Genomic DNA, 25,736 nt, shown 5'->3' with positions numbered 1-25,736 from the left:
GCACGACCGAGGCGGTCGCAAGGGCCCGGATCATCAGCGCGTTCCACGCGACGATCGTCTTGTCGTCGAGGTGCGGCTGCTTGCGCTGCCCGCGGGCTGCGAGCAGGGCGAGCCCGACCGGTCAGCCCCACCCCCACGCGGCGCCGGCCGGTGTGGGGGGGGGGGGGGGGGGGGGGGGGGGGGGGGGGGGGGGGGGGGGGGGGGGGGGGGCAAGTAACCAGGGGAAAAAATCTCAGCAGCGGGTTCAGCGACCGACGGATCGTTCCAGGTTGCGGAGTGTGGCTTCGCTGAGCACCGGCTGAGCGACGTCGCGGGTGTGGAGGCGGTAGGCATAGAGCGTCGGCTCGTCGCGGTGGTCGAAGCGTCCGTCGTTGTTGGTGTCTTGTACGACGCTCATATAGAGAGTTTGTGTTTCCGGGGAGAATGAGACCGACCAGACTTGGCTGTTTTCGGGTGAAATTGCGCGGATCGTGGCGGTCGCTACTTCATAGATGTAAAGTTCGGTTGGGTCGCGGTCGTCGAGGTAGCCATCATTGTTGCTGTCATTGGTGGTGACGAGGAATGCGATCGCCAGCGCCCTTGTGCCTTCCTGTGGGTCGTGCCGCGAGTGAAGAAAGCCGTAGCGACTGATCACGCCTCGGCCTTGGAGCACGAGGATGTCGTCGTGTCGCGGCCTCTGGATGACGGCATTGTGCCAGCGGACGTGATGCATGGAGTTCGAGCGTGTGTATGAGGAGTCATAAGCGCGTGAAGCGGTGGCGGCATATCCCCCACGCGTGAATGGGTCGGAATCCTGAAACGGTCCGGCGAGGCGCTGGATCGAGTATGGAAGGATGATGGCGTCGGATCCGGTGACGCCGATTGGCATTTCGACGACGGCTTTGCCGGTGAGTGGGCCTTCGGTTGTGGTGGGAACGGGCGTGGTGACAGGCGGCCTGCGGGCTGGTTGTTGGCATCCGGCGAAGGCAATGCAGAACATTCCGACGAGGATGAACTTGAGGGTGGACATTGCAGCTCCTTTGTTTGGTGCAGGCTGTTGCGGGTGTGTGCGAGCAAGGCGATTCAAAGGCCAAGTGAGGTGCAGTCTAACAGTGGGTGGGACTTGTTGATGTAACGGGCGTCGCAATGTACGGGTTCTGAACGTGTAGTATTTACCCTTGTGTTGAGATGCTGGAAAAGTCTTCGGCTTGACGTGGGGGGTTGAAGGCGAGACACTTGATGTCCCACGGGATGCATGTGCAACCGGGGGCTGCGGGCGGACGTAGCGCGCAGGGAGCGGACACGATCCCCCTGGGGCGGGGTGTGTGCGTGTTGCGGGTGGCATGCGTGCATGGCCGGCGTCGGGCAACTTTTTTGATGTGGAGCGTTGAGCATGGCGGGTCGAACCAGTGCGGGAATCGGAGTCGGAATCGCGATCACAGTTCTGGCGGTGCTCAGCGCTGCGCTGTTTGTGCTGACGATGGTGTTCTATTCGCAGAAACAGGCGGCGGATCGTGAGATTGCAGCGGCACGCGGTCGCAATGACTTGTTCATTCGTGATGTTGAGCGCGAGATGCCGACAGTGCGAGAGGTGATTCAGCAAGCGCGCGGCAAGTCGGCGGTGGCGCACCTGATGGAGCAGCAGAGCCTGGTGATGCGGACAGTTTCGGGGCGGCCTGACATGTCGGTGACGGACATGCAGACGCAGGCGGGGTCGCTGCTGTCGCAGGGCGAGTCGCTGATGGGGCGGATCCGTTCGCAGGCGAGCAAGATTCAGGAACTTGAGCGGCAGGTTGCCAATGCGGAGGCTTCACGTCGATCGGCGCAGCAGGATGCGCAGGCTGAGGCGGATCGGATCGGTCGTATCGAGCGCGAGGCGCAGGCGACGATCGCGGATCTGACGAGCCAGATCGATGACTATAAGGGTCGCATCAACATGTACCGCGACAACGTGGACACGCTTGAGGTGCAGATGCGTGAGCAGATCGAGCGTCGGACGGATTCACATACGCAGCGTGAGCGGGCGCTTTCGGAGCGGCTGTCGCGGTTGCAGACGGAGAACGCGCTGCTGCAGGATCAGGTCGCGAGCCTTCGCGGGATTCGGTCGGGCGATACTCTGAGGCCGATGGCGGAGGAGGCGCTGGTCGATGGCCGCGTGGTGGAGATTCGCCCGGGGTCGAATGAGGTGGTGATCAGTCTTGGGCGTCGGGACAAGATTCAACTTGGCATGACGTTTTCGGTGTATGCGGATGCATCGAGGCTGAGGCCTGACCCGACGACGGGCGAGTACAACGAAGGCAAGGCTGTGGTGGAAGTGATTGATATTGATCGTGACACGAGCCGGGCGCGGATTGTGCGTGAGTCTCGTGGCAACCCGATTACGCGTGGGGACGTGATTGCCAATCCGGTGTACGACCCGAAGAAGGAATACCGGTTTGTGGTGTACGGCAACTTTGATGTCAATCGCGACGGGCTGGCGACGCGCGAAGAGGGCGAGGATCTCAAGTCGCTGATTCGCAGTTGGGGCGGGATTGTGCAGTCCGAGTTGACGGGCGGGGTGGACTTCCTGGTGCTCGGGCAGAAGCCGGTGCTTCCGCCGCAGCCTGGTCCTGATGCGCCGCTTGAGGTGCTTCAGGAGTATGTGAGGCTTCAGACGGTGGTGTCGAACTATGACCAGTTGTTCGCGCGTGCGGCGTCAACGTCGATTCCGGTGCTCAACGAGAATCGGTTGTATACGTTGATCGGGTCGATCCCGGATTGATGCTGTGAGCCAAGCTATGGCGAGTGCGGTGGGCGGGGCGCCGGCTCGCGGCGGCAAGAAGAAGAAGGCCCAGATTCCGTCGTTGCTTCATCCGTTGGTGTATGGAGCGGTGCGCGGCGTTACGACACTGCCACAGATGGTGGGGGTCTCTACGTCGATCGCTGGAGCGGCGGCGCTCGGGCGTTTGTACGGCAGCGCGAGGTTCAATCGCAGGCGTGTCGAGGCGGCGTCGGAGCGTGTGCGCTTTGCGTTGCGCGATATTGATGAAGCCGGTGCGCGCGATCTGGTGCTTGCGAGTTTCAGCCACCTGTTTCAGTTGGGGGTGGAGATCGCGTGTATGCCACGGTTGTTGTCGGGCGATGCGTGGCTGAGGCATGTGGAGTTGGGGAATCTGGATGGGGCACTCGAGGCGCTGATTGAGGGTCGTCCGAGTCTGATGCTGACGGGGCACTGTGGGAATTGGGAAATGATGGGGTACACGATGGCGGTGTTGGGGTTCCCCATTCACGCGCTGTACAGGCCTCTGGATATGAAGCCGGTGGATCGATGGCTGCGGCGGACGCGGGCACGGCGCGGGTTGATTCTGGTCGACAAGTTTGGCGCGGCGACGATGCTGCCGAGGCTGATGGCGCAAGGAGTTCCGGTGGGTTTTGTGGCCGATCAGAACGCGGGCGATCGCGGGATCTTTGTGCCGTTTTTTGGCCGCCTGACATCGAGTTACAAGGCAATCGGGTTGATGGCGATGCAACACAAGGCGAATGTGGTGTGCGCGAGTGCCCGTCGGCTGCGTGAAGGAGAGTCGCACATCGGGGACGTGGGAGGTGGGCATGATGATGGGGGGCTTCGGTACCGGGTTGAGTTGACGGATGTGATCAGGCCTGCGGACTGGGAGGGGCATCCGGACCCACTTTTTTACATCACGGCGCGGTACAGGCGTGCAATTGAGCAGATGGTGAGGATTGCGCCGGAACAGTACCTGTGGATGCATCGGATCTGGAAGAGCCGGCCTGCGCATGAGAAGTTCAACAGCCCCATGCCGGCGAGGTTGCGGGAGAAGTTGCAAACGCTTCCATGGCTGAGCGAGGCAGAGGTCGAGACGATTTGCGATCAAAGTGATCGGGATCGGGCGTATCTGGCGGAGCATGGGCTTGAGAGGCTGCCTTAGACGGTTGATGGCGAATACAGGAGACCTGTCGTGGCAAGATCGCGTGAGAGGCTGACGGATGTGCGTGTGCTGGTTGTGGATGACGACCGGGACGTGCTGGAGTCGATGATGGTGGCGTTTGCAGCCGAAGGTGCCGAGACGCTGTCGGCTTCGGATGGGAATACGGCAGTGAGGCTGTGCATGGAGGAGGACCCTGATGTGGTCATTCTGGACATGATGCTGCCGGGGCGATCGGGGTTTTTGGCGCTCGAGCGGATCAAGGGGCATGAGGACAGCCCGCTGGTGGTAATGGTGACGGCCAACGAAGGGCGTCGGCATCAGGCCTACGCTGAGTCTCTGGGCGTTGATGCTTATTTGCTCAAGCCGGTGCCTCTGGAGCGCCTGATCGACATGGTCGACACGCTGATTCAGAATCGAGATCTGGAAGCGGGCGCGGAAGACGATTGAGTTTGGGGGTCTGAGTGGCGAGGAAGCGGCAATTGGTTCTCTTTCGGTTGGAGGATGGCGCAAAGCCAGGTTCCGGGTTTGTGCCTCTGGGTGATGAGGGGGAGTTTGTTCGTATTCTTGCACCGTTCAATACGGCGCCGGATGGATCGCCACGGCGATCGAACGGGACAGAGGTTCTGCATGGTCCTGGAATCGTGATTGAGTATCCGACAACGCAGGACGCGATTCAACAGGCGATTGTGACAGTTACGGATCAGGACGTGGCGTGGCCTGTACTGAGCCGCATCTGCCGTTCGCTTGGTTGGAAGTTGCAGGACATGGAGAGCGGGCAGACGTTTGGATAAGCGTTGTGCCGGATGCTCTGTTGTACGTTATCGGAAATGAGATGAGCGTTGCGTGCTTTGCGCCGGGCGTGCGCGCGCGGGCTTGCGCGGTCGTTATGCGTTGATGGCGTGGGAGTTGCACGCTTGGGTGTGGGCGATGCGCATTTTTTGCTGGTTTCGGGTGTGCAGGAGTAAACCTTGTACAACAGGTCGATTCTCCAATGTTGGCTGGTGTTCTTGCCGATCAATCGGGTCCATGGCGGAATGTTCCGCGTGGCATCGAAGTCCGGGGCCGAGGGCTGCTGGAGCGATGGTCTGGATTCGTCGCGGGCGATGTGCTCGCGCGAGAGATAAGAACACTGGTTTTGCAGGAGACGACCGCATGAACACGAATTTTAATCCATTCAATACGTATCCGTTTGCCCAGACGCCTTTCTATGGTTCGTTCGGCATTCCCTCGTTCACGCCGGGGAACTTTGGTCCGAGTCACTGGAACAACTGGCAGACTCCGTTCGTCGGCTCGAACACGACGACGCCGTGGAACACGACGAACTTCAATCCGTTCCAGGTGCCGTTTGGCGGGTACAACCAGACGCCGTTTGGTGGGTTCTATGGCCAGTACACCAATGGCTTCAACAGCGGCTTGAACACTGTTGCGAACGGGTGGTCACCTTTCTGGAACAACTTGGTGTCGAACACCATCGGCACTTCGCCGGTGAGCACGTTCAATCCGTTCAACACGCTCAACAGCTGGAACACGCTCAGTCCGTTCACAGCCACTGGCTGGAACCAGGTCAATCCGTTCATCGGGTTCAATGGTGTGCAGACTCCGTTTGCGAATACCACGCCGTGGTCGAACACCACGCCGTGGACCAACATCGCGCCGTGGACCAACATCGCTCCGTTCGGTGGCACCCAGAACTTCAATGGGTTTGCACAGCCGTTCGGCACGGTGTATCCGTTCGGCCTGGCGCAGCCGTTCGGCATCGGCAACGCGAATGTGTGGAACGGTCAGTTTCCGTTCAACTACCAGGCTGTTTCGCCGGTGAACACTCCGTTCAACGGCCAGACTCCGGTGACGACCAACACCAATGGGCAGCAGGTTGAGCACACTGGGCGCATTGCGGCGTACCCGATGCCGTTCGGCGGGTTTGCTCCGTTCATGTGTGTGAATCCGCAGCAGGGCGTGTCGAACTGCACGCCGGTGACTCAGGCGGCGTGAGATTCGGGAGATTCAGCTGAGCGCAAGGGCGGCCGGGGTCGGTCGCCCTTTTTCATGCGCATTGGTGGCGGAAGAGCGGCGGGAGTGCCGAATCTACCGCGTTCTCAGGCCGAGCCTTCGGTGCGTGTGATGGCTGCGCCAAGGCTGGCGAGGCGATGTTCGAGGCGTTCGTAGCCTCGGTCGATGTGGTAGACACGGTTGATGATGGTGGTTCCGCGGGCAGCGAGTGCGGCGATGACGAGGGAGGCCGAAGCGCGAAGGTCAGATGCCATGACGGGTGCGCCGTGGAGTTCGCGCACGCCGGTGACGACCACGGTTGCGCCCTGGCGGTGGAGTTGGGCACCCATGCGGCCGAGTTCGGCAACGTGGAGGAACCGTTCGGGGAAAATGCGTTCGGTGACGATGGAGTTTCCTTCAGCGATGGAGAGGAGTGCCATGACCTGGGCCTGCAGGTCGGTGGGGAATCCCGGATGGGGCTGGGTCGTGACGCGGATGGGCCTGAGGATGCGTTCGGAACTGATGCGGCAGGTGGCCCGCATGGGATCCTTGTTGTCGAGAATGTCGATGTGAACCCCGAGATCGACAAGGCGATCGGTGACGGCGAGCATGGCATCGAGTGGAGTGTTGGTGATGGTGAGCGAGCCGTTGGTAATGGCGGCAGCACACATCATGGTGCCGGCCTCGATGCGGTCGGGGATGACGGTGTGTATAGCGCCGTGGAGGCTTTTGACGCCTTCGATGGTGATGCGGGGGGTGCCTGCGCCGGTGATGCGTGCGCCCATTGCGTTGAGGAGGTTGGCCAGATCGACGATTTCGGGCTCGCAGGCTGCGGATTCGATGATCGAGGTGCCTTTGGCCAGGGCGGCAGCGGACATGACATTGGCGGTCCCGAGGACGGTTGAGCCGAAGGGACCGCCGAGGAAGATGGTTGTGCCTCGGAGACCCTGAGTCGGGACGGTCGCGACAACGTCGCCACCGTCGAGGCTGATCTGGGCGCCAAGGGCTGCGAGCCCTCGGAGGTGGAGGTCGATCGGGCGTTCACCGATTGCGCACCCACCCGGGAGGGAGACGCGGGCGACGCCTCGGCTGGCGAGCATTGGTCCGAGAACGCAGATCCCCGCCCGCATGGTGCGGACGATGTCGTAGTGGGCGTGGCTCTGTGACTGATCGCGTGCGCACAGGGTGAGCGATGGCTCGGCGTTCTTTTCGGACTCGATGACCTCGCACCCGAGGGTGTCGAGGAGTTTCTTCATATTGGTGATGTCGGCCAGGTCGGGCACGTCGCGGAGGATCACGGGTTCGGGGGTCAGCAGAGCGGCGGCCATGAGGGGCAGGGCGGCGTTCTTGGAGCCATTGATCCTGGTGGTTCCTTCGAGCCTTCGCCCGCCTTCGATGGTGAATGCGTCCATGCCGGAGTCCTTTCGGTGCGTTGTGGATGATATCGGACAATCGCGCGAGGGAGAAACAGGGTTGCAAACGTCAAGGTTTGCGTGCGCGGTGCAGAAGGCGCGCTTGCGGGGGTTTTGTCGCGCGTGTCGCTTGCAGGATGGGGGTTTGTTTTTGAGAGTTGAGGGAAGCAAGACCGCTTGGGCGGAGAGCCCGGCGGGCGGAGGATTGACGATGCAAGCGAACAGGCCTTCCCGTTTCTCGATGATCAAGCTGCCTGCGGGGCTATGCGGATGCGGCGTGCTCGCGGCAAGCGTCATGCTGTTCTCGGGCACAGCAACCAGTGTGAGCGAGGGCAGCGAAATGGTGATGATGCCCGAGACGATCCAGATCTCGGGCGTGGTGCGCGACTTCCGCAAGTGGGGCGTGCAGAATGGGCATCAGGACTTTGAAAACTACAACACGGGGCATGTGGTCGGGCTGGTGCAGGACGATCTGGGCGCCGACGGCAAGCCGGTGTTCAAGCATGCGTTCGGGCAGACCGTGTCCAAGCAGTACAAGGATTCTGCGGGTCGGCAGATCCGCCCTGCGATGTACAGTGCCGCGCGTGGAGATGTTGCGGGGACGCTGTCCAACAACTCCAATCGTGCGATCACGAGTGCGGAGACGTTCAACCAGTGGTTCCGGGATGTACCGGGGGTGAATCTGTCGATGGTGCTGCCGATCACGTTGCAGCGGATTCCCGGGACCACGACGTACTTCTTCCACGCGCACGACAACGACAACACGACGCAGCGAGAGGGGTTCTTCCCGATCGATAACCTGCTCTTCGGGGACATGGACCCGACGTATCACCACAACTATCACTTCACGTTTGAACTGCAAACGACGTTCGTGGTCCAGCGCGGGACGAATCAGGTGTTCACGTTCTTCGGCGACGACGACGTGTGGGTGTTCATCGACGGGAAGCTTGTGATCGACCTGGGCGGGGTGCACGGTGCGGTGTCGCAGAGCATCGAGATTGATCGTCTCGATTGGCTGCAGAATGGGCAGCGCGCTTCGCTGAGTCTGTTCTTTGCCGAGCGAAGGACGACGCGCTCGAACTTCCGAGTGGAGACGAACCTGAAGCTCGAGACGATCTCGCTGCCTCCGACGACGGCTCTGTACGATTGATCAACGGTTGATGGTCTGTGACGACTCCCCTCTTCAACGCCGGGCACGGGCGGTCGAAAGATCGCGCGTGCCTGTTTCTTTGCTCACCAGTGATTGCCGGGGCGGTAGCGGTCGTAGGGGGGCCAGTCGTTGCGACGGTCGTTGTGGTGATGCTGGCGCGAAGCGGGCTGTTCGAGGTCAAAGTACAGGACGGCGTCTGCGTTGCGTGGCATGTTGAATCGGCGTGCGCGGTCGAGATCGGGGCGGGCACGCTGGGGCCAGTCGTCGATCGCGACGACCGCTGTGTTGGGGCGGTGCGAGAGTGCTGCGTCGCGACGGGCAAACTCTGGGGAGTACTGGGGTGTCAGGCCGGCCGCCGAGACCAGGGGTCCGGGCAGTACGGCATCCCAGGCTGCGCCAGATGAGCCCATGTGCAAGCCGGGGCTGCGGCGGGCCTCGGGAGGGCGCACAGGAGCGGCACAGGCGGTCAGAAGCAGGCAAAGCCCGAGAACGGCGTTGGAGGCGATGAGGGATCTCACAGCCATGTGCGGTACAACAGAGGTGCCGGGAGGTGGATATGGCGTTGGCGGGGGCCTGGCGGGGTCTGGCGGGTGGCGAGGCGGTGAGGTTGGGCAACGGTGTTGAGGCTGGGCAACATCAGCAGATTTGAGGGCATGGGCTTGACGCTTAGCGTTGGTAGGGCTTTGCTCAGTCGATGCGCATCATTTCGGGTCGGTACAAGCGTCGCCAGTTGGCGTCCCCTCCAGGCAGATCGACGACCCGTCCGTTGCCGGATCGGGTGCGGGAGTCGATGTTTGGTTTGCTGCGCGGGCATTTCGAGGATGCCAGTGTGCTCGATGGGTTTGCTGGGGTTGGGTCTTTCGGGCTCGAGGCTGCGAGTCGGGGCGCGTCGCATGTGGTGATGGTCGAGCGGGACAAGCGTGTGGCGGAGGTGCTGCGGCAGAACGTCGAGATGCTCGGGGCCGGAGAGTTTGCGCAGGTGGTTGTTGGTGATGCGCTGGGGCCGGCGGCGCTGGCGCGGTGTCGTGTGCCGGTGAACATTGCGTTTCTGGATCCGCCGTATGAGATGGTGCGTGATGTGGCAGGCTGGGACAGGGTGCGGCAGCAGATGACGCGGATTGCAGGCCTGATGGCTGCTGATGGGTTTTTGATCGTGCGGACGCCTTGGCCCTTCCTGCAGAAGTTGCCGGTTGAGCCGAATCATCCGCGAGGCGCGCGGGGGCAGCGCGTCGAGGAAGTGATGGAGTTTGCGAGCCTCGAAGAGCTCGAACGCGCAGAAGCCAAGGAACTCGACGTGGTAGTTGGCGGAGCGGACCAGACTCTGGTTGAAGGCGATCTCTCGATCGCGGGGACGATCGGGCCGGAGACGCACGCGTATGGCTCGACCGCGATCCATTTGTATATGCGCGCCGGAGCCAAGGAATGAGTGGGCATGCACTCAATGCCCAGCAGGTGGCAGCGGTGGAGCATGATGCGGGGCCTCTGATCGTTCTGGCTGGGCCCGGCACGGGCAAGACGAATGTGATCGTGCATCGGGTGTGCCACATGATCGAACACCGGGGGATCGACCCGGAGCGGATCGTGGCGCTGACATTCACCAACGAGGCGGCGCGCGAACTGCGCGAGAGGCTGAGTGCTTTGGTGGGCGGCTCAGCAGCGGATCGATTGAACGCATCGACATTCCACAGTTTCGGGCTTTCGCTGTTGCGGCGGTTTTCAGATCTGACGGGTCTTGGGCCAAGGCTTGCGCTGATGGATTCTGCACAGCATCGGCGTCTGACCAGGCACCTGATTCAGGAGCACGGGCTGTTTCGGAGTGCGATCGCGGGAGGAATCGCGAGTCTGATCGATGAGTCGCGGGCGATCATCGCCGAACTACGCAACAGTGCGATTGAGCCTGAAGCGTGCGCTGCGCGTGTGGAGGCGATGCTTGGCGATGAGGCGATCGAAGACGGGCAGCGCGCGGAACTTGAGCGGTTTTCCGAGCATGTGAGGCTGTATGGATTGATTGATGCGGCGTGCCGAAAGCGCGGGCTGATTTCGGTGGATGAACTGCTGACGCGGCCGATCGGGCTGCTGCGAGAGCATCGGGTCGCGCGCGAGATCTGCCAGTATGACCATCATCATGTGGTGGTCGATGAGTTTCAGGATCTGAACGTGGCGCAGATGGAATTGCTGGGGCTGCTTTGCCCGGCCGAGCGTGAGAGGCTGGATCTGTGTGTGGTCGGAGATGACGACCAGGCGATCTATGCGTTTCGTGGTGCGAATCAGTTTGCGTTCGAGCACTTCAAGTGCCGTTGGCCGACGGCGACAACGTTGTTTCTGGAGTTGAACTATCGCAGTGCGCGGTGTGTGGTGGAGGCGGCAAACCAGGTGATCGCGGCTTCGCAGACTCGCCTGGCGCCCGAGAAGGTGATCGTGCCGGCGCGCGAGGCGGAGGCTGGCGAGGGGGCAGCGGTCGAGGTGGTGCGTGTTGCGTCGGATTTTGACTCCGATGGGTTGATCGCAGCGATGCTTTTGACAGATCGTGAGCGCGACCCGGAGCGGGCATGGAGTTCATATGCCGTGATCGGGCGCACGAACCGCGAGGTGGAGCGGATCGCGGCGACGCTGAGGCTCGAGGACATCCCGGTACGGGTTCGGTCGATGGGTTCGCCGCTCGATGACGAGGGCGTGCAGGATCTGCTGGCGTGGGTTCGCGCGGTCCTCGAGCCGTCGCAGACGTGGGCGGTGCGTCGGTTGATGCTGCGGCCTCCATATGGTCTTGGCGCTTCGCGGGTGAGTACGTGGGAGCGAAGTTATGCAGCAGCAATGTCGCGGGCAGCGTCGTGGGAGGCCGAACCGTTCCTGCAATGGTTGACGCGGACGCTTGATGAAAGTGATGAAGTCAAGGCGATCGTATCGCGGCTTGCGATGCAGGTTGAGGCGTTTCGTGTTTCGGCGACGACCGAATCGGCGGATGTGACGATCGAGCGGATCATTCTCGAAGCGGATCTTGCGGGAGCGGATCTTGTGGGCGGTCGATCGCGGGCGGGGCGGATTGAATCGTTGGTGGCGGTGTTGCGGTTTGTGCGCGAGAGGCTTGGGAGGCTTGAAGCGCCGGCCGATCTTGCTGCGTTCTGGAGTTATTACAACGATCTCGATGCTTCGGAGCAGTCGTTTGCAGCGACCCTTGATGCGCGCGTCGAGGGGCAGGCGAACGAGAGGAGCGATGAAGAGGATGGCGTGGTACTGCTCACGGCGCACTCGGCCAAGGGGCTGGAGTTTGACACGGTGTTCATGCCTCGAGTCAATCCGCCGCACGGGTATCCCATGACGTCTCGGCCGCGCGAGAGTGTGCTCCCGCCGGGTATTGAAACTGATGTCAACAAGCCTGGGTTGATCGAGGAAGAGAGGCGGCTGTTCTATGTCGCGTGCACGCGCGCGAAGCGACGCCTGTTGCTCTTCGGCAAGATTCCCAAGGGCAAACCCAGCGCGACCAACCTGCTCTGGCCTTTGATCAGTGCGGGGGCGGTGAGCGAGCGAGATCCGGCACAGATCATGCGTGATGCTGCGGCTGCGGGAGTCACGAGCGCGGCATGGTCGAATGAGCCGGTGGCAGCGCCTTGGGGAATCAGACGATTGGAGCGGGAGACAGTACTGGCACAAGCGCGAAGCCGATTGCGGCACGAGGCGTCACTGGCGCTCGATGGAGCCGACCGGGCGGGGCTGGATCGTGCGGCTGTCGAGGAGGTGATGGCCAAACTGGCGAGCGTGGCGACACGCATGGCGGTTCTGGCGTCGATCGGCGCGGGAGAGAGCGGGGCGGCGGAGCTGAGCGCTGAGGCAGCCGAGTATCGGGCGCGTGTGGAGGACAAGGTGCTGCGGGGTGCGGCGCGGGCTGGGTTTGCGTTTGTTGCGCCCAAGCCGCCACTCAATCTGAGTTACACGATGCTGCGGGATTACACATATTGTCCGCGGTGTTTTTATCTTCGGCATGTGATGAAGTTGTCGCAAGCCGAGTCGGGTGCGATTCGCGTGGGTCAGGTCACGCATGCGGCGCTCGAGCAGTTTTATCGCAGGTGGATGGAGGCCGAGGCCCAGGGCGAACCGAGACCGACGCTGGAGAATCTGCTCGATCTCGGGCATCGGGTGTTCGATGCCAGTGTGCCCGAACACGAGGTTGTGGACACCGCTCAGCGCGATCAGATTCTGGCTGCGCTCACCATTGCGCACAAACGCCTGCACAACGACGCTCTCGAGCCTATCGAAGTCGAGAAGAATGTGAACTTCCCATTCGAGCACAATGGACTCACACACCGGATCTATTCGAAACTGGATCGGATCGATCGCCTCGAAGGCGGATTTCGGATCGTGGATTACAAGACGGGGTACGCGAGCAAGGCTTTGCTCGAGCCCGACAAGAAAGATCTACAACTCGGGATCTACGCGCTGGCGCTGCGGCATCACTTTGGCGATGAGCAGCTGACAGGGACAGCCGAGTACTGGGTCTTGTCGCAGGGGGAGCGCGGCGCGATTGGGCTCGATCAACTCGATATGGAGGCGATCGGGCAGGTGGTGCGCGGTGCGATCGACGGCATCCTCGAAGGCCGCTTTGAACGCAACGAGAAGAATTGCGAAGGTGAGTGCAGCTTGTTCGACGTCGTGGCGCGCGATGCAGCAGAGTGAGCAGCGCGCGGCGAGCGTCAGGACAAGGCTGCGGCGCCAGAGATGATCTCGGTCAGTTCCGTGGTGATCTGGGCCTGCCGTGCGCGGTTGTACTTGCGTTGGAGGCGCTTACGCATCTTGCCGGCGTTGTCGGTTGCCGACTTCATGGCCACCATGCGCGCGACGTGCTCGCTGACGACGGCATCGTTGAAGGCCTGGAAGAGCACCGCGCGGACGGCTGCGGGCAGCAGTTCGCTCAGCAGGGATTCGGGATCGGGGCTGAACTCGTAGAGAGGCGTCAGTTTGGATTCGGTCGCGCTCTGGGCCTTGCCTGCGGCCGACTGGTCGAAGGGAATGAGTTGGAGGATTTCGGGCTTTTGCTGTCCGGCCGAGATGTAGCGCATGTACACAACGCGGACGGCGTCGATCTCGCCAGCAGCAAAGCGCTCGATGTAGGTGTTGGCGAGGCGTTCAACTTCGTCATACCGAGGTTTATCGCCGAAGTTGGTGTGGTGCGCCGCGATGGAGAAGGCGTTGAACTTGAGGACGTTGGCGCCCTTTTTACCGACGACTTCGATGACGCCGGAACTGGCGGCGTCGTGGCTCCGAAGGTGCCGCATCGCGGTGCGGATGACGTTGCCGTTGTAGGGGCCGCAAAGCCCGCGATCGGACGTGATGATGAGCGTGACTTCCTTGCCGGTGCGCTTGGCGGCGCTCTTTCCGAGCAGAGGGTGTGAGGTGTCGCCGATGCTCGAAGCCAGTTCGGCGACAAGCTCAAAGAGGGCATTGGTGTAGGGCTTGGACGCGGTGGCAGCCTGCTGGGCCCGAGCGAACTTGCTCGTGGCGATCATCTGCATCGTGCGGGTGATGCGGCGGATATTTCCGACCGCCTTCATGCGCTTCTTGATTTCGCGGCTCTTTCCCATGGGGCGGGAGTGTAGGACCGATTTCTCCCGTCGTGAAGCGCGGGAAGAAGTCTGGCGAATGAAGCAGATGGAGCCTGCGACTCACTTGCCAGGAGGGGCAGGCTTGGGAAGGTTGCTGGCGGGGTCGGTTGCAGAGATAGGTTTTTGATTGGTCATGGGCTTGTCGCCCGCACCGGATGCAGGGTGAAAGTCGTGCCCCAGTTGTAACGGAAAGGGTACAGATAACGCGGGGCGTGGCGGGATGCGGGACAGATCATCGTTTGCCATGACAAGTTCCTCCTCGGCTTGAAGTTACGCAGCAAAGCCGCGGATGGTTCTTCGGGTACGTCAGGGCTCGAGTTCGGTGGATTTGACGGACGCGACCCCCGAATCGAGGACCAGGCCGTCATAAGCCAAATAGATTGTCTCGGGCAGTTCGGATTCGGTCTGGGCGTGGTCTATGTCGTGACTCATGTGAACGAAATAGGTCGCGCCAGCACCGATGTTCTGGGCGGCGTTGACAGCCTGGCCGATGGTGAAGTGAGTTGGATGCTTGCGATGACGCAGGGCGTCGAGAACAAGGGTGTTCAGGCCTTCAAAGTGTGGCCAGGACTCCGGGGGAATGCCCGATACGTCTGTTCCATAGGCCAGTGGCAGGGGTGATGGCGCGGCCCGTGGGGGCGGATCGAACCGAAACCCGAGAATCGGCAATCGACCATGGAGCAGCGGGATCGGGGTGATCGTCAGGCCGAAGAGCACAAACGGAACCGACGGGCGAATCGGGAAAGCAACAAGCGATGCGATGAACGAGTCCTGCACATTGGCGTGGCGGTCGAAGATGTAGGCGTAGACGCGTCGCAGGGATTCGAGGGTGTGCTGATCGGCGTAGATAGGAATGGGTTGGTGCATGAGAACGTTGAACCGCCGGACTTCATCCAGGCCAAGGATGTGGTCGGCGTGATTGTGTGTAAAGAGAATGGCATCTACCCGTTCAAGCTTTGCGCGGAGGGCTTGCTGGCGAAGGTCCGGACCGGCGTCGATGAGAATGACGCGGGCTTGTCCGCCTGCGTCGGTGAAGCGGAGGCACGCACTGGTACGCAAACGCTGATTGCGTGGGTCACCCGAAGTGCACACGGCGCAGTCACAGCCAATGGCGGGGATGCCGGAACTGGTGCCAGTGCCGAGGAATTCAAATCGCACGGACAAGACTAGATCGTTGAAGGCCTGGGTGTGGATTTCAGGGGCAGTTGGACAGTGATTGATTCAAAAGAATGAGGATGTCGAAGATATCGATTTGGTTGTCTGCGTTGAGGTCGGCCAGGAGGTCGCCAGCGTTCCAGAGCGACAGCAGGCGGGCAATCTGCGCTTCGCGCGGTTCAGGCCCGTTGGTCGAAGGCAGCGTGCACGGGATGCACGAGAGTTCTTCGACGCGAAAGCGATCGATCGCCGCCTCGACGATGGAGGCTTCGGGGCCGTCGCCGGTTTCGAGCCTCACACGGAAACCCGTGGTCAATGGCACATGGTCGAGGATGCGATAGACCTTCATTTCCCAGCCATCGGTCTGCTTGATGGTGTCGATGGTGGTCCAGGTCGCTCCAGCGTTGGATGAAACCTGGACGAACATGGAGCGATGATCCGGGAGGGAGCTTGAGAACCACGCAGCGAAACTCATATATGGATTCTGAGCCAGCGCGAGGTTGATCGATGGTGAGGTTGCGCGTGTGGCACCATGGTCAACGTCTTCGTTGGCGTCCGACCCGGTCAGGAGGCACCGGCTGCTGCCATCGAAGTCCTTGGACGGGGCGTGAAGGTCGTTCGCGTTCGGCTTGGCAACCTTGAATCGCCCGGACGTCAGTGAGGCTTCGCCCCAGAAGGTCCATCCGCTGGCGGTCTGAAAATCATTTGAAGCGTAGACGCTCGACGAGTTAGCTGCGATGGCGACAAATGAGTTTGCTGGAGCGTTTCGAGGCCAGGTGTCGGTTTCACCAAGGGAGTTCAGGGCGGAAAAGTAGTATCGCACGGGACCAGCGCAGTTTGTCAGGGGTGGGAATGTGACAACTGCCGTGGAGTTTGCGCCGACCACCATCGGGATCTGGATCCATGTGGAGCCATTCAAGACGTGCAGATTTGCAATCTCGGGGACAAGGTTGCGTGTCAGCGAGTTCGAGACGCGGACTGTGATGGGCGTGCCTCCGAGCGGATTGACCACAGCAGGACGGCTGCCGGGGAATTCGAAGCGAATGCCGTCCTTGGTTGCAGCCTTGCCGATAGGGGCTGCCAGAGCGGCACGAAGTCCGACATTGCGGGTTGCGGTGGCTCGGTTGGATCCCATGCCGTTGCATCCGCCGTGGGTGTGGACACCAATGGCAAGTCCAGTCACCTCGTCGATAAGCGGTGCGCCCGAGTTGCCTCCGGTGGTGTCTGCGAGGTGGTGGATGGTGTTGTTCTGGCTCCCGGTGAGCGCTCCAAAGTGAGTTGTCTGGATGTAGTTGTAGACAAGGGGTGCGGGCATGGACATCTGGCCGTACCCGGTGACGCGGACATTGCGACCATCGATCGGGGGAATGGTTGGACTGATGCGAAATGAACCCAGTTGGGCCTGCATTGGCGACAAGCCCGTGTTGGAGTTTTCGAAGGTGCCGAAGAAGCGCCAATCGTTGCCAACCCCGATGTAGCCGTTTTGAACCTGAACGGAACTCGGGTCGACCGGGTACTGGTCCTCTGGGGATGGATGTCGCATCGAGCCTCCGATGGTGGAGGCAGGGACGTTGAACTGGATGACGTTGCCAGCGCCGATTGCGCAATGGCCCGCGCTGAGCAATGAGTTGGGTTGATTCTCGACGAGCCACGCGCTGCACTGTGCCGGGAGGACGCGGGCGACGCGGGGGTCGGCAGAAGGCACCCTGTCGTCCTGAGGCCCGCAGATTGAGCGATCGAGAAAGCCGGGCTCGCCCCAGGTGAGGCTGTTGATGCGAACGTGGCTGGGTCCGGTGCCGTGGGCCGCGTAGATCTCGATGTGGACAGTGTCGCCGTTGAAGTATGCGGAGCGATTAGACCATTGCGGAATATGTTCAGCGTAGAGCTGTTGCACAGCACCGTCGAACTCGCTGATGATGAGCATGTATGAGGCGTCAGGGCGCCCGATCTCGCCGCTGAGTTGGGCGAGATTGAAGTTCAGTCGGATCCACATTGCGGTGGGGACGTGGATCGTGCCTCGGAAGACGCGCTGCATGCCGGAATTGGGGGTCCAGTTCGTAACCGCTCCGGAGTCGAGGAGTAATCGTCCTGGATTTGGGCCCAAGGTGGCGGAGGCAGCCCCGCGCTCAAGGTTTGGGCTGGCATCGGATTGTGCGACAACGCTGCCACTCGTGAAGAGGAGAGCGAAGACATAGCAAGCGACCCCAATCGCTTGCCAACCAAACACACCAAATTTGAACACAGTGATTTCCCCGCTCCTCTCGATTCTCTCTCGCGTATCAAGTGTGAGAAGAGTCGATAGCCTAGCAAAGTGAGGGGCTCGCGCCAAGGACAGAGTGGGAAAGTATTTGCAATTACTTGTAGATAAGGGACTTATACTCTAAAAACGGTTGCCTGAAGCGGGGGGATACTGACAAAAAAAGAACCGGCTGACCCGTATGGGCCAGCCGGTTGAAGTCGAGTCAGAGGCGTAGAACCAACTCAGAAGACGAGCTGGATCTGAGCGCGGATGGTGACTTCGCCGTCGTCGGCGTCACCAAAGAGCTGGGTGGTACGGGTGTTGAAGTGAGCGGCCTGCGACCCGAAGGGGCGGGCAACGCTGGTCAGGTTCGGCGCGGTGTCATTGAGGGCCCACTGGAGGTCAAGAGTGAACTTGGCCGCGTGGCTCTCGGGGACGATGTAGTGGTTGACGCCGAAGGTCAGGAAGTGGAAGTCATCATCGCCGGGGCCGGTGATGTTGTTGTCGAGGTAGATGCCGTCCCAACGACCGAAGAGTTCCCACTGGTCGTTGAGGAACACGCCAGCCTGAAGGACGTGGCCGAAGTTATCGACGTCGCTTGTGCCGCCGCCGAGGTCCGAGTGGTCGCCGATGAAGGCGCCGAAGACGTGCCATCCGTTGCCTTCGAGGGCAACATCGATGGTGTAGAGCAGGTACTGGGCGTCATTGGCCAGTTCGGGGTTGGTGTCGCCGGTCGACTGCCAGTGAATCGCACCACCGATGCGGGCAGCGAAGTCCGAGCCGCGCCACGAGGTGAAGTCGTCGAAGCGCTCCCAGTCGCCTTGGAGCTTGACATCGACGCGGCCGGTCAGGGCCCAGTCAGCTTCGGCGGCGCTGTTGAAGGCGGTGTTGCGGGACGCGATGCCGTCGCTGAACGCGGCGTACACAGCGAAGGAGTCGGTCATGTAACCGAACATGAGGCCCTGGCTGTAGTCCTGGTTGAAGAACTCGTTGGCCATGGAACGATCGGCGGCAAGTTGGAACTCGCGCTCGATCAGTTCTTCAGCGATAATCGGAAGCTTGAACTGACCGAAGCGGAGGAAGCCGCCTTCCATGCCTTCGAAGTCGTACTGGCCGTAGGCATTGCCGAGGTTGAAGCTCCCAGAGCCTTGATCATCGGCGAAGTCAGCGTCGAGGCGGAACTTCCAGTTCGGGTTGATGATGTTGCCGTGCCACTTGAGCTTGCCGCTCGGGACGTTGAAACCGATGGTCGTGTCGTTGTCCGGGGTGCCCTGATCATCGCGGAAGTTCATCGTGTAGCGGAACTGGAGGACGCCGCTCATGTTGAGGCGGTAGTTGCCGGTGCCGTCGCCGATGTAGAAGAAGCCGTCATTGCCCGCGGTGCCGCCCTGGAGCTGGCTGGTGCGAGCGGCCGCGTCAGCGGAGAGTTCCGCCGAGTAGGCGCGGTCGAGGTCGAGGTTGCTGGACTGAGCCGTAGCAACCGTGGCCAGGCCGAACGCGGAGCCTGCTGCCACCAAGAACTTGGTCGTCTTATTCATCGAATCACTCCTTGCAAAATTGAAGGTGGGAGTTAAGCGGGTTCTTTGCCCGTGCTCCCGATTTCCCTTGCCTGCCTTAAATTCTTTCGCCCGCACAATCGGGCGACGTTTGACGAAACGAAACAGGTCGTGTGCTGCTGACAGATGCTTCGAGAACGCTCGAAGCGACATCGAAACGCGAGCAGCGTCGGCGTAACGACGAGGTGAACACATCCAACTTGTCAACCCGCGAAAGAAAACCTCTCGCAGCGTGTTGAAGTCTGAGCAGGCAAAGAGCCGGTTCAGACTCGGAATGAGGCCCGGCATATTAGCAGGCACAAACTCCGCCGTCCAGATCATCGGGCGTGCGAATATGTGCCCGGTAACTTTTCTGCCGAAAAATCGTACTTTGACCCCCCTGTTCGGGTTTCGCACGATCTTCATATATAGTGTGGTCGAGTGTCACCTACAATCAGATCCGAAAATAGGTGATTGACCTCTGCGCATGGTCGGTTCTCGCAGTCAACAGCCTTAAGTGTTTGGTATTTATCATGTTAGACAACAAGCCTCGAATTCTTGTGGTCGATGATGAGCCGAATCTGGTCGAGTTGCTCGCGTACAACCTGCGTGCGGCGGGGTATGAGGTCGAGACGGCAAGCGACGGTCGGCGGGGTCTGGAAAAAGCCAGGCAATTGCCGCCGGATTTGTTGATTCTTGATCTGATGATGCCCGAACTGCCGGGTCTGGATGTGGCGAGGAGGCTCCGCGAGAACGAGGCGACACGGTCCGTCCCCATCATCATGCTGACGGCCAAGGGGGAGGATGCCGACCAGTTGCGCGGGTTTCGGGTTGGGGCAGACGACTACATGGCCAAGCCATTTTCGGTCGAGCTGCTGCTGGCGCGCGTGGATGCGGTCTTGAGACGTTCCAAGCCCAAGAGCGGGCAAGATGGTGCGATCAAGGTGTACGGGCCTCTTCGCATCGATACCGGGACGTTCCAGGTTTTTCTTGATGATGAACTGATGTCGCTGACGGTGACGGAGTTTCGTTTGCTGTCATCGTTACTGGCGGCTGAGGGAAAAGTGCTTTCGCGTCGGGCACTGATTGCGTCGGCAATGGGGCCTGGGGTGACGGTGACCGAGCGGACAATTGACGTGCATGTGACGGCGATTCGTCGCAAGCTTGGCCCGCACGCCGATCTGATTCTCACGGTCCGTGGCGTTGGCTATCGGACCGTGCTTCCGGGGCACGAGGCTGCGTCGAGCGCTCAATAATTGATGAGCATGACGGCAGGCGCAATGACTGAGCATCACATGAAGGAGATTGGATCGGCAGCGGCGGTAGCCTGCGCGACGCTGGTGGTCGGTCTGTGTGCGCTGTGGGCAACTGGATGGGTGGTGGCGGTGGTTTCGGCTGCGGCTGCGGGCATGAGCGTGTGGGTGCTGGTGACCCGGGATACGAGGCGTCGGCAGATGGTTCTGGCGTCGATCGGTGGGCGTTTGACCGATCTGGCATCGAAGCATGGGGCAATCGGAGAGGCGACGGAGCCTGCGGTTGCGACGCTGGGCGGACTCGAACGGCGAGCGGCGGCGGTGTCGGAAGCCATCGGAGTGGCGATGGTTCGACTTGGCGATCAGTTGCACGGGCTGGAGGATGTGATCGAGGCGCTTGATGTGCCTCTGATGGCGGTGAGTGTGGATGGGCATGTGAGGCTTGCGAATGCAGCTGCATGTGCGTTGGTGGGACGCGAGTCCGAGGCGGTGAAGGGCGCGAATCTTGAAGACTTGTTCACCGAGGCGGCGGTGCTGGAGTTGATGCGGCAAGCGCGCGAGGGGAGGCATGCGGCAGGGCAGGTGCGCATCAATCGCAACCTGATGGTGCGTGTGCTCGATACGCAAGCAAGTCCGGTGCGGCTCGGAGGGGGACGCGGCGTGGTGCTGAGTTTTCAGGACGTGACCGATCTGGCGATGGCGGTTCAGCTCAAGACGGATTTCGTCGGCAACGCGTCGCACGAGTTGCGTACACCCATCGCGTCGATTCGGGCAGCGGTCGATACGCTGCTGGGTCCTGCGAAGAACGATCCGCAGATGCATACCCGATTCGCGGAGATGATCCGTGCCAATGTCGTGCGGCTCGAAGAACTGGTGCGCGATCTGCTGGACCTGTCAAGGTTCGAGTCAGAGGAATCGGTCGCGAGTTGTGCGGAGGTGGATTGTCTGGAGCTGTGCGCGGATCTTGCACAGGTTTTCGAGCAGGAGCACAAGGATCGCAGCATCGAGCTGGAGTTTCAATTGCATCAGGCATTACGACGTGTGTGGACAGACCGCTCTGCGTTGGAGTTGGTGCTCCGGAATTTGATAGAGAACGCGATCAAGTTTTCACACGATGGCGGAAGCGTACGGGTGCTGGGGTCGGTGGTGGCTGGCGAAGGCGGTTTGAGGCCGGGCGTGCGAATCGATGTGATCGATCAGGGGATCGGGATTCCGGTTTCACACCAGCAGCGGATCTTCGAGAGGTTCTTTCAGGTCGATCAGGCGCGTTCGGGCGGGGCCCAGCGTCGAGGTACGGGGCTCGGGCTTGCGATTGTCAAGCACGCGGTGCGGCGTCTTGGGGGCACTGTGGAGGTCAAGTCGGTGTGGAAGCAGGGGACAACGATGACGGTGCTGCTGCCCGATTCGGTCATGGGCGGGGGCGTCGAAGCGGAGCCGCCACGTCGCCGCGAAGTTGGGTGAAGCGTTCGGCCAGAGCATTGACGACGCGCAGTTCGTCGTTGGAGCGGCCGAAGCGCCCGATGGAGCAGGCGATTTCGATCTCGGAGTCATTCAGGCGCTTGAAACTGAGCGTGCCCGGCCCGCGGTCGAGTGAGTCGAGGCGATAGCGTTGGAGATCAGGCGAGGGGCTTGGGAGTCGAGTTTCGACCAGTTCATAAAGTGGAAGGATGCCTGCGACGACGGCGTCTACGTCGTCCCAGTCGCCTGCGACGGTGATCCGTGCCGGGCTGGTGTGGGCCGGGTCGTGTGCGGTGTCGCGGCGGGGTTGGGCGCATGCTGTCAGTGCCAGGAGGCACCCGAAAAGGGTGATACTACGAAGAGTATTGGGAAGGATTGCGTGCATACGCCCGAGAATACGCCGGGAGAGTGTGGTTGGTTTGTGAGCATGGGAAGAACCCGGCCCCTAAACTTAGGGTTCCGGTCTTTTGAATGCCGATGCGGTAGGGCCTGGAAGCGGAGTTGAACCTGGTGATCGTCACGATCTCGGTACCGAACGAAGAAGAGCGTGTGGGCATGGTGGGTGTCGCGGAGCGGAATCTGAAGATGCTTCGGGAGGCTCTGGGCGTGCACATCACGGCGAGGGAGAAGTTGATTCGGGTCGAGGGCGAGCCTCGGGCTGCTCAGGCGGCGCAGGGGGTGCTGGAGCAATTGCGGGCGGCATCGAAGGCCCAGAAGGGGCTTAGCCGCGAGCAGGTGCTGGAGATGATTACAGAGTCGGTCGGGCGTGATGGGGAACGTGGCCCGGCAACGGTCGGGGGCCATGGGCCTCCCTGGGTTGAAGACCTTGATGTGTATGTCCGTGGGGTGCGGGTGCGGCCTAAGACGCCGAACCAGCGGTTCTATCTCGACGCGATGCGCGATATGGACATGGTTTTTGGGATCGGGCCTGCGGGCACGGGCAAGACGTATCTTGCGGTGGCGGCGGCGGTGCATCTGCTCAAGCACAATCGTGCGCAGCGGATTGTGCTGGTGCGGCCGGCGGTGGAGGCGGGGGAGAAACTGGGGTTCCTGCCGGGGGATATGCAGGCGAAGGTGAATCCATATCTGAGGCCTCTGCTCGATGCGCTGCACGACATGATGGACTATCCGACGATCCGCCGATTCATGGACAATGACGTGATCGAGATCGTGCCTCTGGCGTTTATGCGCGGACGGACGCTGAACAACGCGGTGATTCTTCTGGATGAAGCGCAGAATACGACGCGCGGGCAGATGAAGATGTTTCTGACGCGCATGGGGCACGGGTCGAAGATGATCGTGACGGGCGACAGCACGCAGATTGATCTGCCCGATCCGACGCAGAGCGGGCTGCTGGATGCGGCTCGGAGGCTTCGGCGTGTCAAGGGGATCGGGTTCGTGTCGCTGACGGGGGAGGACGTGGTGCGGCACAATCTGGTGCAGCGCATCGTGGCGGCATACGGGGAGGATGATGCGGATCCGTTGTATGCTGGCGAGATCGGCGAGGCTCTGCTGGCGCGGGACGACGAGGAGGCGGGGGACTGATGCAGCGTGAGGCTCCCAAACCGAGTCGGGGTACGGGCGCGGCGATGCGTGGTCGTGGCCGGGCCGGTTCGGTGCAGCGCCGCCGGCGCTCGGTGGTCCGCGAGGTGCGTGAGCTGGTGCTGTCGCAGCGCGTGGGGTGGAGTCTTTCGGTGGGGCTGGTGCTGGCGCTGGTGACGAGCGTGACAGCGGTGTGGACGCGCGAGCAGCCTCTGGTGAGCGTCGGTCAGGTGATGCCTGAAACGTGGACGGCGAGGGTGGAGTTCTCGCTCGTCGATGACCAGCGTACGGAACTGGGGCGTGAGACGGCGCGGCAGAATCAGCCTCGGGTGTATGTGGCTGACGAGCGCGTGATCGACGAGATCCGGCGCTCGATCGAGAGGCTACCCGAGATGCTCGCGGGTGTGAGTTCGGTCGATGCGGTGGGGGATGACACCCGGCGAAGGTTCAGGCTCAATGAAGAGAGGATGGAAGCGATCAGGGCGCAGGCGGGCGAGGACCTGATCGGAACCTGGCGCGAGCAGACAGAGCAGTTGATCGGGAGGCTGATGCGTCGGCCGATTCTCGATGAGCAATCGTGGGTTGCGCGGCAGGAGGGGCTGAACCCGCAGATCAAGCTTGTGAGCCATCGCGGAGTCGACTTCGTCGAGAAGATCTCGGCGCCGATGAACTTCGGGGACACAGCCTCGTTTGATCGTGAGTGCGAGAATCTGGTGCGGCTGGCGGGGTTTGCTCCGCTTGTGGGTCCGATCGGTGCGGTGGGTGAATCGGTCAAGCATCGGCTGGTGTCTGATGGCAGGCCGACGTTTGTGTTCGATCAGGCAGCGACGATCGCTGAGCAGGCCCAGGCAGCGGAGGCGGTGCAGCCGGTGATCGAGACGATTGCCAAGGGCCAGCGTGTGTTCAGCCGGGGCGATGTGCTTGAGCCTTCGCAGTTTCGGATTTATGCCGAAGAAGTCAAGCAGTACCGGGCGGCGGCGGGGGTCTGGGCGGTGTGGACCGAGCGGGCGAGTGTGGCGGCATCGGTGTGGCTGATCGTGGCGCTGCTGATGGGCTATGTGGCGACATTTTCGCAGAAGATCAGTGCGAATCTCTCGAGGCTGGCGTGGCTGGGGGGCGTGATTGCGGCTTCGCAGCTTCTGGCGTGCCTTGCCTCGGTGATCGAGCCGCGGTATCTGGCGTTGACGGCGGTGGTGCCGACGGTGCTGGTTGCGGTGCTGTTGTCGATTGCGTACAACCGGCGCACGGCGATGTCGATCGGGGCGCTGATGGCGGTGCTCAACTGTGTGTCGCTCGATCAGTCGGTGGGGTTCTTTGTGCTGCTGCTGGTGGGGGTCGGGGCGGCGGTGTGGAGGCTGCCCGAGATCAGGGATCGTCAGAGTCTGGTGACGATGTCGCTGTGGGTGGCGGCGTCGTTGATGGTGGCGGCGGCGATCACGGGGCTGATGGAAAGGCCTTTTGTGGCGCGAGCGTTCAATGAAGCGGCGCGCGATGCGTTGCTGGCCGGGACGAGCGGGCTGCTGGTGGGCGGGATCACGCTGTTCGTGCTGCCGGCCATCGAGCGGGCGTTTGATATCACGACGAATTTGACGCTCATTGAGCTGCGCGACCCGAAGCAGCCGCTGCTGCGCGAGCTGCAGCAGCGTGCGCCGGGGACGTACAACCATTCGCTCAACGTGGCGAGCATTGCCGAGTCGGCGGCCGACGCGATCGGGGCCAACGGGCTGCTGACGTATGTTGGAGCGATGTATCACGACATCGGCAAGATGAACAAGCCCGAGTACTTCGTCGAGAACCAGTACGGCGGGCCCAACAAGCACGACAAGCTCAGCCCGGCGATGTCGCTGCTGGTGATCGTGGGGCATGTCAAGGATGGCATGGAGATTGCGCGTTCATTCGGGCTGCCCAAGGTGCTGCGGCACTTCATCGAGGCGCACCACGGGACGACGCTGGTCGAGTATTTCTATCACCAGGCGCGCAAGCAGGCGATGGAAGTGACTGAAGAAGGCAAGGAGCAGTTGACGGCCGGCGAAGACCGCGACCACGAGGACGAGCGTCTGCCCGACGAGGTGGACTATCGGTATCCGGGCCCCAAGCCTCGGACGAAGGAAGTGGCGATCCTGATGCTGGCCGATGCGGTCGAGAGCGCGACGCGCACGCTGGCCGAGCCGACGTCGAGCCGCATCGAGTCGCTGGTGCGTTCGCTGGCTGACAAGCGGCTGATGGACGGGCAGTTTGACGAGTGCGACCTGACGCTGCGCGAGCTGCGCGCGATTGTCGATTCGATCAGCAAGTCGCTGACGTCGATCTATCACGGGCGGATTTCGTACCCGTCGGGCACGCGCGGGCCCAAGACCGCAGCAGCGGGCGAGAAGGACGGGACGAAGGAGCGGAGCGCGTCGTAGGCCGGGCGGCTCATGATGTTGCTGCTGTTCACGATGGTGTCGAGGTTGGTGTCGATGTGGGCGGTGATGCGCTGATTCAGGCCGTGGTCGGTGGCACGG

20 protein-coding genes are annotated in these 25,736 nt (G+C 61.7%); 12 read left to right on the top strand and 8 right to left on the bottom strand.

Annotation, left to right across the window (positions count from 1 at the left end; genetic code table 11):
• Positions 1 to 244: 244 nt before the first annotated feature.
• On the bottom strand, positions 245 to 1,009 hold the full coding sequence (locus tag KF757_06205) for a hypothetical protein (protein MBX3322566.1): 765 nt from the start codon (positions 1,007 to 1,009) through the stop codon (positions 245 to 247).
• Positions 1,010 to 1,372: 363 nt separating this feature from the next.
• Here KF757_06205 and KF757_06200 point away from each other — a divergent pair, with 363 nt between their 5' ends.
• From KF757_06200 to KF757_06180, 5 genes are all read left to right on the top strand, one after another.
• Entirely contained in the window at positions 1,373 to 2,740 is a 1,368-nt protein-coding gene (locus KF757_06200) for a hypothetical protein (GenBank protein ID MBX3322565.1), read from the top strand.
• A 16-nt stretch (positions 2,741 to 2,756) separates the two neighbouring features.
• Positions 2,757 to 3,905, top strand: a complete 1,149-nt coding sequence (locus tag KF757_06195; GenBank protein MBX3322564.1) for a lysophospholipid acyltransferase family protein — start codon at positions 2,757 to 2,759, stop codon at positions 3,903 to 3,905.
• Between the two features lie 30 nt (positions 3,906 to 3,935).
• The gene (locus tag KF757_06190) at positions 3,936 to 4,352 is read left to right on the top strand and encodes a response regulator (protein ID MBX3322563.1); all 417 of its coding nucleotides are present in this window, start codon (positions 3,936 to 3,938) and stop codon (positions 4,350 to 4,352) included.
• Between the two features lie 194 nt (positions 4,353 to 4,546).
• A complete protein-coding gene (locus KF757_06185) occupies positions 4,547 to 4,696 on the top strand; it encodes a hypothetical protein (GenBank protein MBX3322562.1) in 150 nt (49 codons plus the stop codon).
• Between the two features lie 361 nt (positions 4,697 to 5,057).
• The gene (locus KF757_06180; GenBank protein ID MBX3322561.1) at positions 5,058 to 5,897 is read left to right on the top strand and encodes a hypothetical protein; all 840 of its coding nucleotides are present in this window, start codon (positions 5,058 to 5,060) and stop codon (positions 5,895 to 5,897) included.
• Positions 5,898 to 6,001: 104 nt separating this feature from the next.
• Here the strand turns inward: KF757_06180 and murA are convergent, their stop codons facing one another.
• A complete protein-coding gene (gene murA, locus KF757_06175) occupies positions 6,002 to 7,306 on the bottom strand; it encodes a UDP-N-acetylglucosamine 1-carboxyvinyltransferase (GenBank protein MBX3322560.1) in 1,305 nt (434 codons plus the stop codon).
• Positions 7,307 to 7,517: 211 nt separating this feature from the next.
• On the opposite strand from murA, the gene KF757_06170 reads away from it, so the two are divergent.
• Complete coding sequence (locus KF757_06170; protein MBX3322559.1) at positions 7,518 to 8,456, top strand: fibro-slime domain-containing protein; 939 nt, start codon at positions 7,518 to 7,520, stop codon at positions 8,454 to 8,456.
• A gap of 83 nt (positions 8,457 to 8,539) precedes the next feature.
• On the opposite strand, the gene KF757_06165 is transcribed toward KF757_06170, so the two are convergent.
• Complete coding sequence (locus KF757_06165) at positions 8,540 to 8,980, bottom strand: hypothetical protein (GenBank protein MBX3322558.1); 441 nt, start codon at positions 8,978 to 8,980, stop codon at positions 8,540 to 8,542.
• 170 nt (positions 8,981 to 9,150) lie between these two features.
• Here KF757_06165 and rsmD point away from each other — a divergent pair, with 170 nt between their 5' ends.
• Both rsmD and KF757_06155 read left to right on the top strand, forming a co-directional pair.
• Positions 9,151 to 9,882 (top strand): 16S rRNA (guanine(966)-N(2))-methyltransferase RsmD, encoded by a 732-nt coding sequence (gene rsmD / locus KF757_06160; protein MBX3322557.1) that lies wholly within the window; start codon positions 9,151 to 9,153, stop codon positions 9,880 to 9,882.
• On the top strand, positions 9,879 to 13,124 hold the full coding sequence (locus tag KF757_06155) for an ATP-dependent helicase (protein MBX3322556.1): 3,246 nt from the start codon (positions 9,879 to 9,881) through the stop codon (positions 13,122 to 13,124). Before rsmD ends, KF757_06155 begins: the two co-directional genes overlap by 4 nt.
• A 17-nt stretch (positions 13,125 to 13,141) precedes the next feature.
• Here the strand turns inward: KF757_06155 and atpG are convergent, their stop codons facing one another.
• The 4 genes from atpG to KF757_06135 form a co-directional block, all read right to left on the bottom strand.
• Positions 13,142 to 14,029 carry an ATP synthase F1 subunit gamma gene (gene atpG / locus KF757_06150; GenBank protein ID MBX3322555.1) on the bottom strand — a complete coding sequence of 296 codons (888 nt, stop codon included), beginning with the start codon at positions 14,027 to 14,029 and terminating at the stop codon, positions 13,142 to 13,144.
• Between the two features lie 327 nt (positions 14,030 to 14,356).
• Entirely contained in the window at positions 14,357 to 15,214 is an 858-nt protein-coding gene (locus KF757_06145) for an MBL fold metallo-hydrolase (protein ID MBX3322554.1), read from the bottom strand.
• Between the two features lie 31 nt (positions 15,215 to 15,245).
• On the bottom strand, positions 15,246 to 17,240 hold the full coding sequence (locus tag KF757_06140; GenBank protein ID MBX3322553.1) for a trypsin-like peptidase domain-containing protein: 1,995 nt from the start codon (positions 17,238 to 17,240) through the stop codon (positions 15,246 to 15,248).
• Between the two features lie 446 nt (positions 17,241 to 17,686).
• On the bottom strand, positions 17,687 to 18,982 hold the full coding sequence (locus tag KF757_06135) for a hypothetical protein (protein ID MBX3322552.1): 1,296 nt from the start codon (positions 18,980 to 18,982) through the stop codon (positions 17,687 to 17,689).
• Between the two features lie 530 nt (positions 18,983 to 19,512).
• Here KF757_06135 and KF757_06130 point away from each other — a divergent pair.
• Entirely contained in the window at positions 19,513 to 20,235 is a 723-nt protein-coding gene (locus tag KF757_06130) for a response regulator (protein ID MBX3322551.1), read from the top strand.
• A gap of 9 nt (positions 20,236 to 20,244) precedes the next feature.
• Positions 20,245 to 21,693 (top strand): PAS domain-containing protein, encoded by a 1,449-nt coding sequence (locus KF757_06125; GenBank protein MBX3322550.1) that lies wholly within the window; start codon positions 20,245 to 20,247, stop codon positions 21,691 to 21,693.
• Here KF757_06125 and KF757_06120 read toward each other — a convergent pair.
• On the bottom strand, positions 21,641 to 22,075 hold the full coding sequence (locus KF757_06120; protein ID MBX3322549.1) for a hypothetical protein: 435 nt from the start codon (positions 22,073 to 22,075) through the stop codon (positions 21,641 to 21,643). The two genes, KF757_06125 and KF757_06120, sit on opposite strands and share 53 nt — an antisense overlap.
• A 116-nt stretch (positions 22,076 to 22,191) precedes the next feature.
• On the opposite strand from KF757_06120, the gene KF757_06115 reads away from it, so the two are divergent.
• Complete coding sequence (locus tag KF757_06115; GenBank protein ID MBX3322548.1) at positions 22,192 to 23,235, top strand: PhoH family protein; 1,044 nt, start codon at positions 22,192 to 22,194, stop codon at positions 23,233 to 23,235.
• Positions 23,236 to 23,279: 44 nt separating this feature from the next.
• A complete protein-coding gene (locus tag KF757_06110) occupies positions 23,280 to 25,637 on the top strand; it encodes an HDIG domain-containing protein (GenBank protein ID MBX3322547.1) in 2,358 nt (785 codons plus the stop codon).
• The last annotated feature ends 99 nt before the right edge of the window (positions 25,638 to 25,736 follow it).

The organism is Phycisphaeraceae bacterium, assembly GCA_019636795.1.
In the GTDB taxonomy this organism is placed as follows: Bacteria; Planctomycetota; Phycisphaerae; order Phycisphaerales; family UBA1924; genus JAHBWW01.
Note: the sequence above shows the minus strand (reverse complement) of the source record. Positions and strands in the feature narration are given on the sequence as shown.

What these genes read in the sequence shown, in the direction of transcription:
- KF757_06205 (MBX3322566.1), bottom strand. Translation starts at nt 1,009, where the DNA reads ATGTCCACCCTCAAGTTCATCCTCGTCGGAATGTTCTGCATTGCCTTC.
- KF757_06200 (MBX3322565.1), top strand. Translation starts at nt 1,373, where the DNA reads ATGGCGGGTCGAACCAGTGCGGGAATCGGAGTCGGAATCGCGATCACA.
- KF757_06195 (MBX3322564.1), top strand. Translation starts at nt 2,757, where the DNA reads ATGGCGAGTGCGGTGGGCGGGGCGCCGGCTCGCGGCGGCAAGAAGAAG.
- KF757_06180 (MBX3322561.1), top strand. Translation starts at nt 5,058, where the DNA reads ATGAACACGAATTTTAATCCATTCAATACGTATCCGTTTGCCCAGACG.
- murA (MBX3322560.1), bottom strand. Translation starts at nt 7,306, where the DNA reads ATGGACGCATTCACCATCGAAGGCGGGCGAAGGCTCGAAGGAACCACC.
- KF757_06170 (MBX3322559.1), top strand. Translation starts at nt 7,518, where the DNA reads ATGCAAGCGAACAGGCCTTCCCGTTTCTCGATGATCAAGCTGCCTGCG.
- KF757_06165 (MBX3322558.1), bottom strand. Translation starts at nt 8,980, where the DNA reads ATGGCTGTGAGATCCCTCATCGCCTCCAACGCCGTTCTCGGGCTTTGC.
- rsmD (MBX3322557.1), top strand. Translation starts at nt 9,151, where the DNA reads ATGCGCATCATTTCGGGTCGGTACAAGCGTCGCCAGTTGGCGTCCCCT.
- KF757_06155 (MBX3322556.1), top strand. Translation starts at nt 9,879, where the DNA reads ATGAGTGGGCATGCACTCAATGCCCAGCAGGTGGCAGCGGTGGAGCAT.
- atpG (MBX3322555.1), bottom strand. Translation starts at nt 14,029, where the DNA reads ATGGGAAAGAGCCGCGAAATCAAGAAGCGCATGAAGGCGGTCGGAAAT.
- KF757_06140 (MBX3322553.1), bottom strand. Translation starts at nt 17,240, where the DNA reads ATGCAGCGCGTCTTCCGAGGCACGATCCACGTCCCCACCGCAATGTGG.
- KF757_06135 (MBX3322552.1), bottom strand. Translation starts at nt 18,982, where the DNA reads ATGAATAAGACGACCAAGTTCTTGGTGGCAGCAGGCTCCGCGTTCGGC.
- KF757_06130 (MBX3322551.1), top strand. Translation starts at nt 19,513, where the DNA reads ATGTTAGACAACAAGCCTCGAATTCTTGTGGTCGATGATGAGCCGAAT.
- KF757_06125 (MBX3322550.1), top strand. Translation starts at nt 20,245, where the DNA reads ATGACGGCAGGCGCAATGACTGAGCATCACATGAAGGAGATTGGATCG.
- KF757_06120 (MBX3322549.1), bottom strand. Translation starts at nt 22,075, where the DNA reads ATGCACGCAATCCTTCCCAATACTCTTCGTAGTATCACCCTTTTCGGG.
- KF757_06110 (MBX3322547.1), top strand. Translation starts at nt 23,280, where the DNA reads ATGCGTGGTCGTGGCCGGGCCGGTTCGGTGCAGCGCCGCCGGCGCTCG.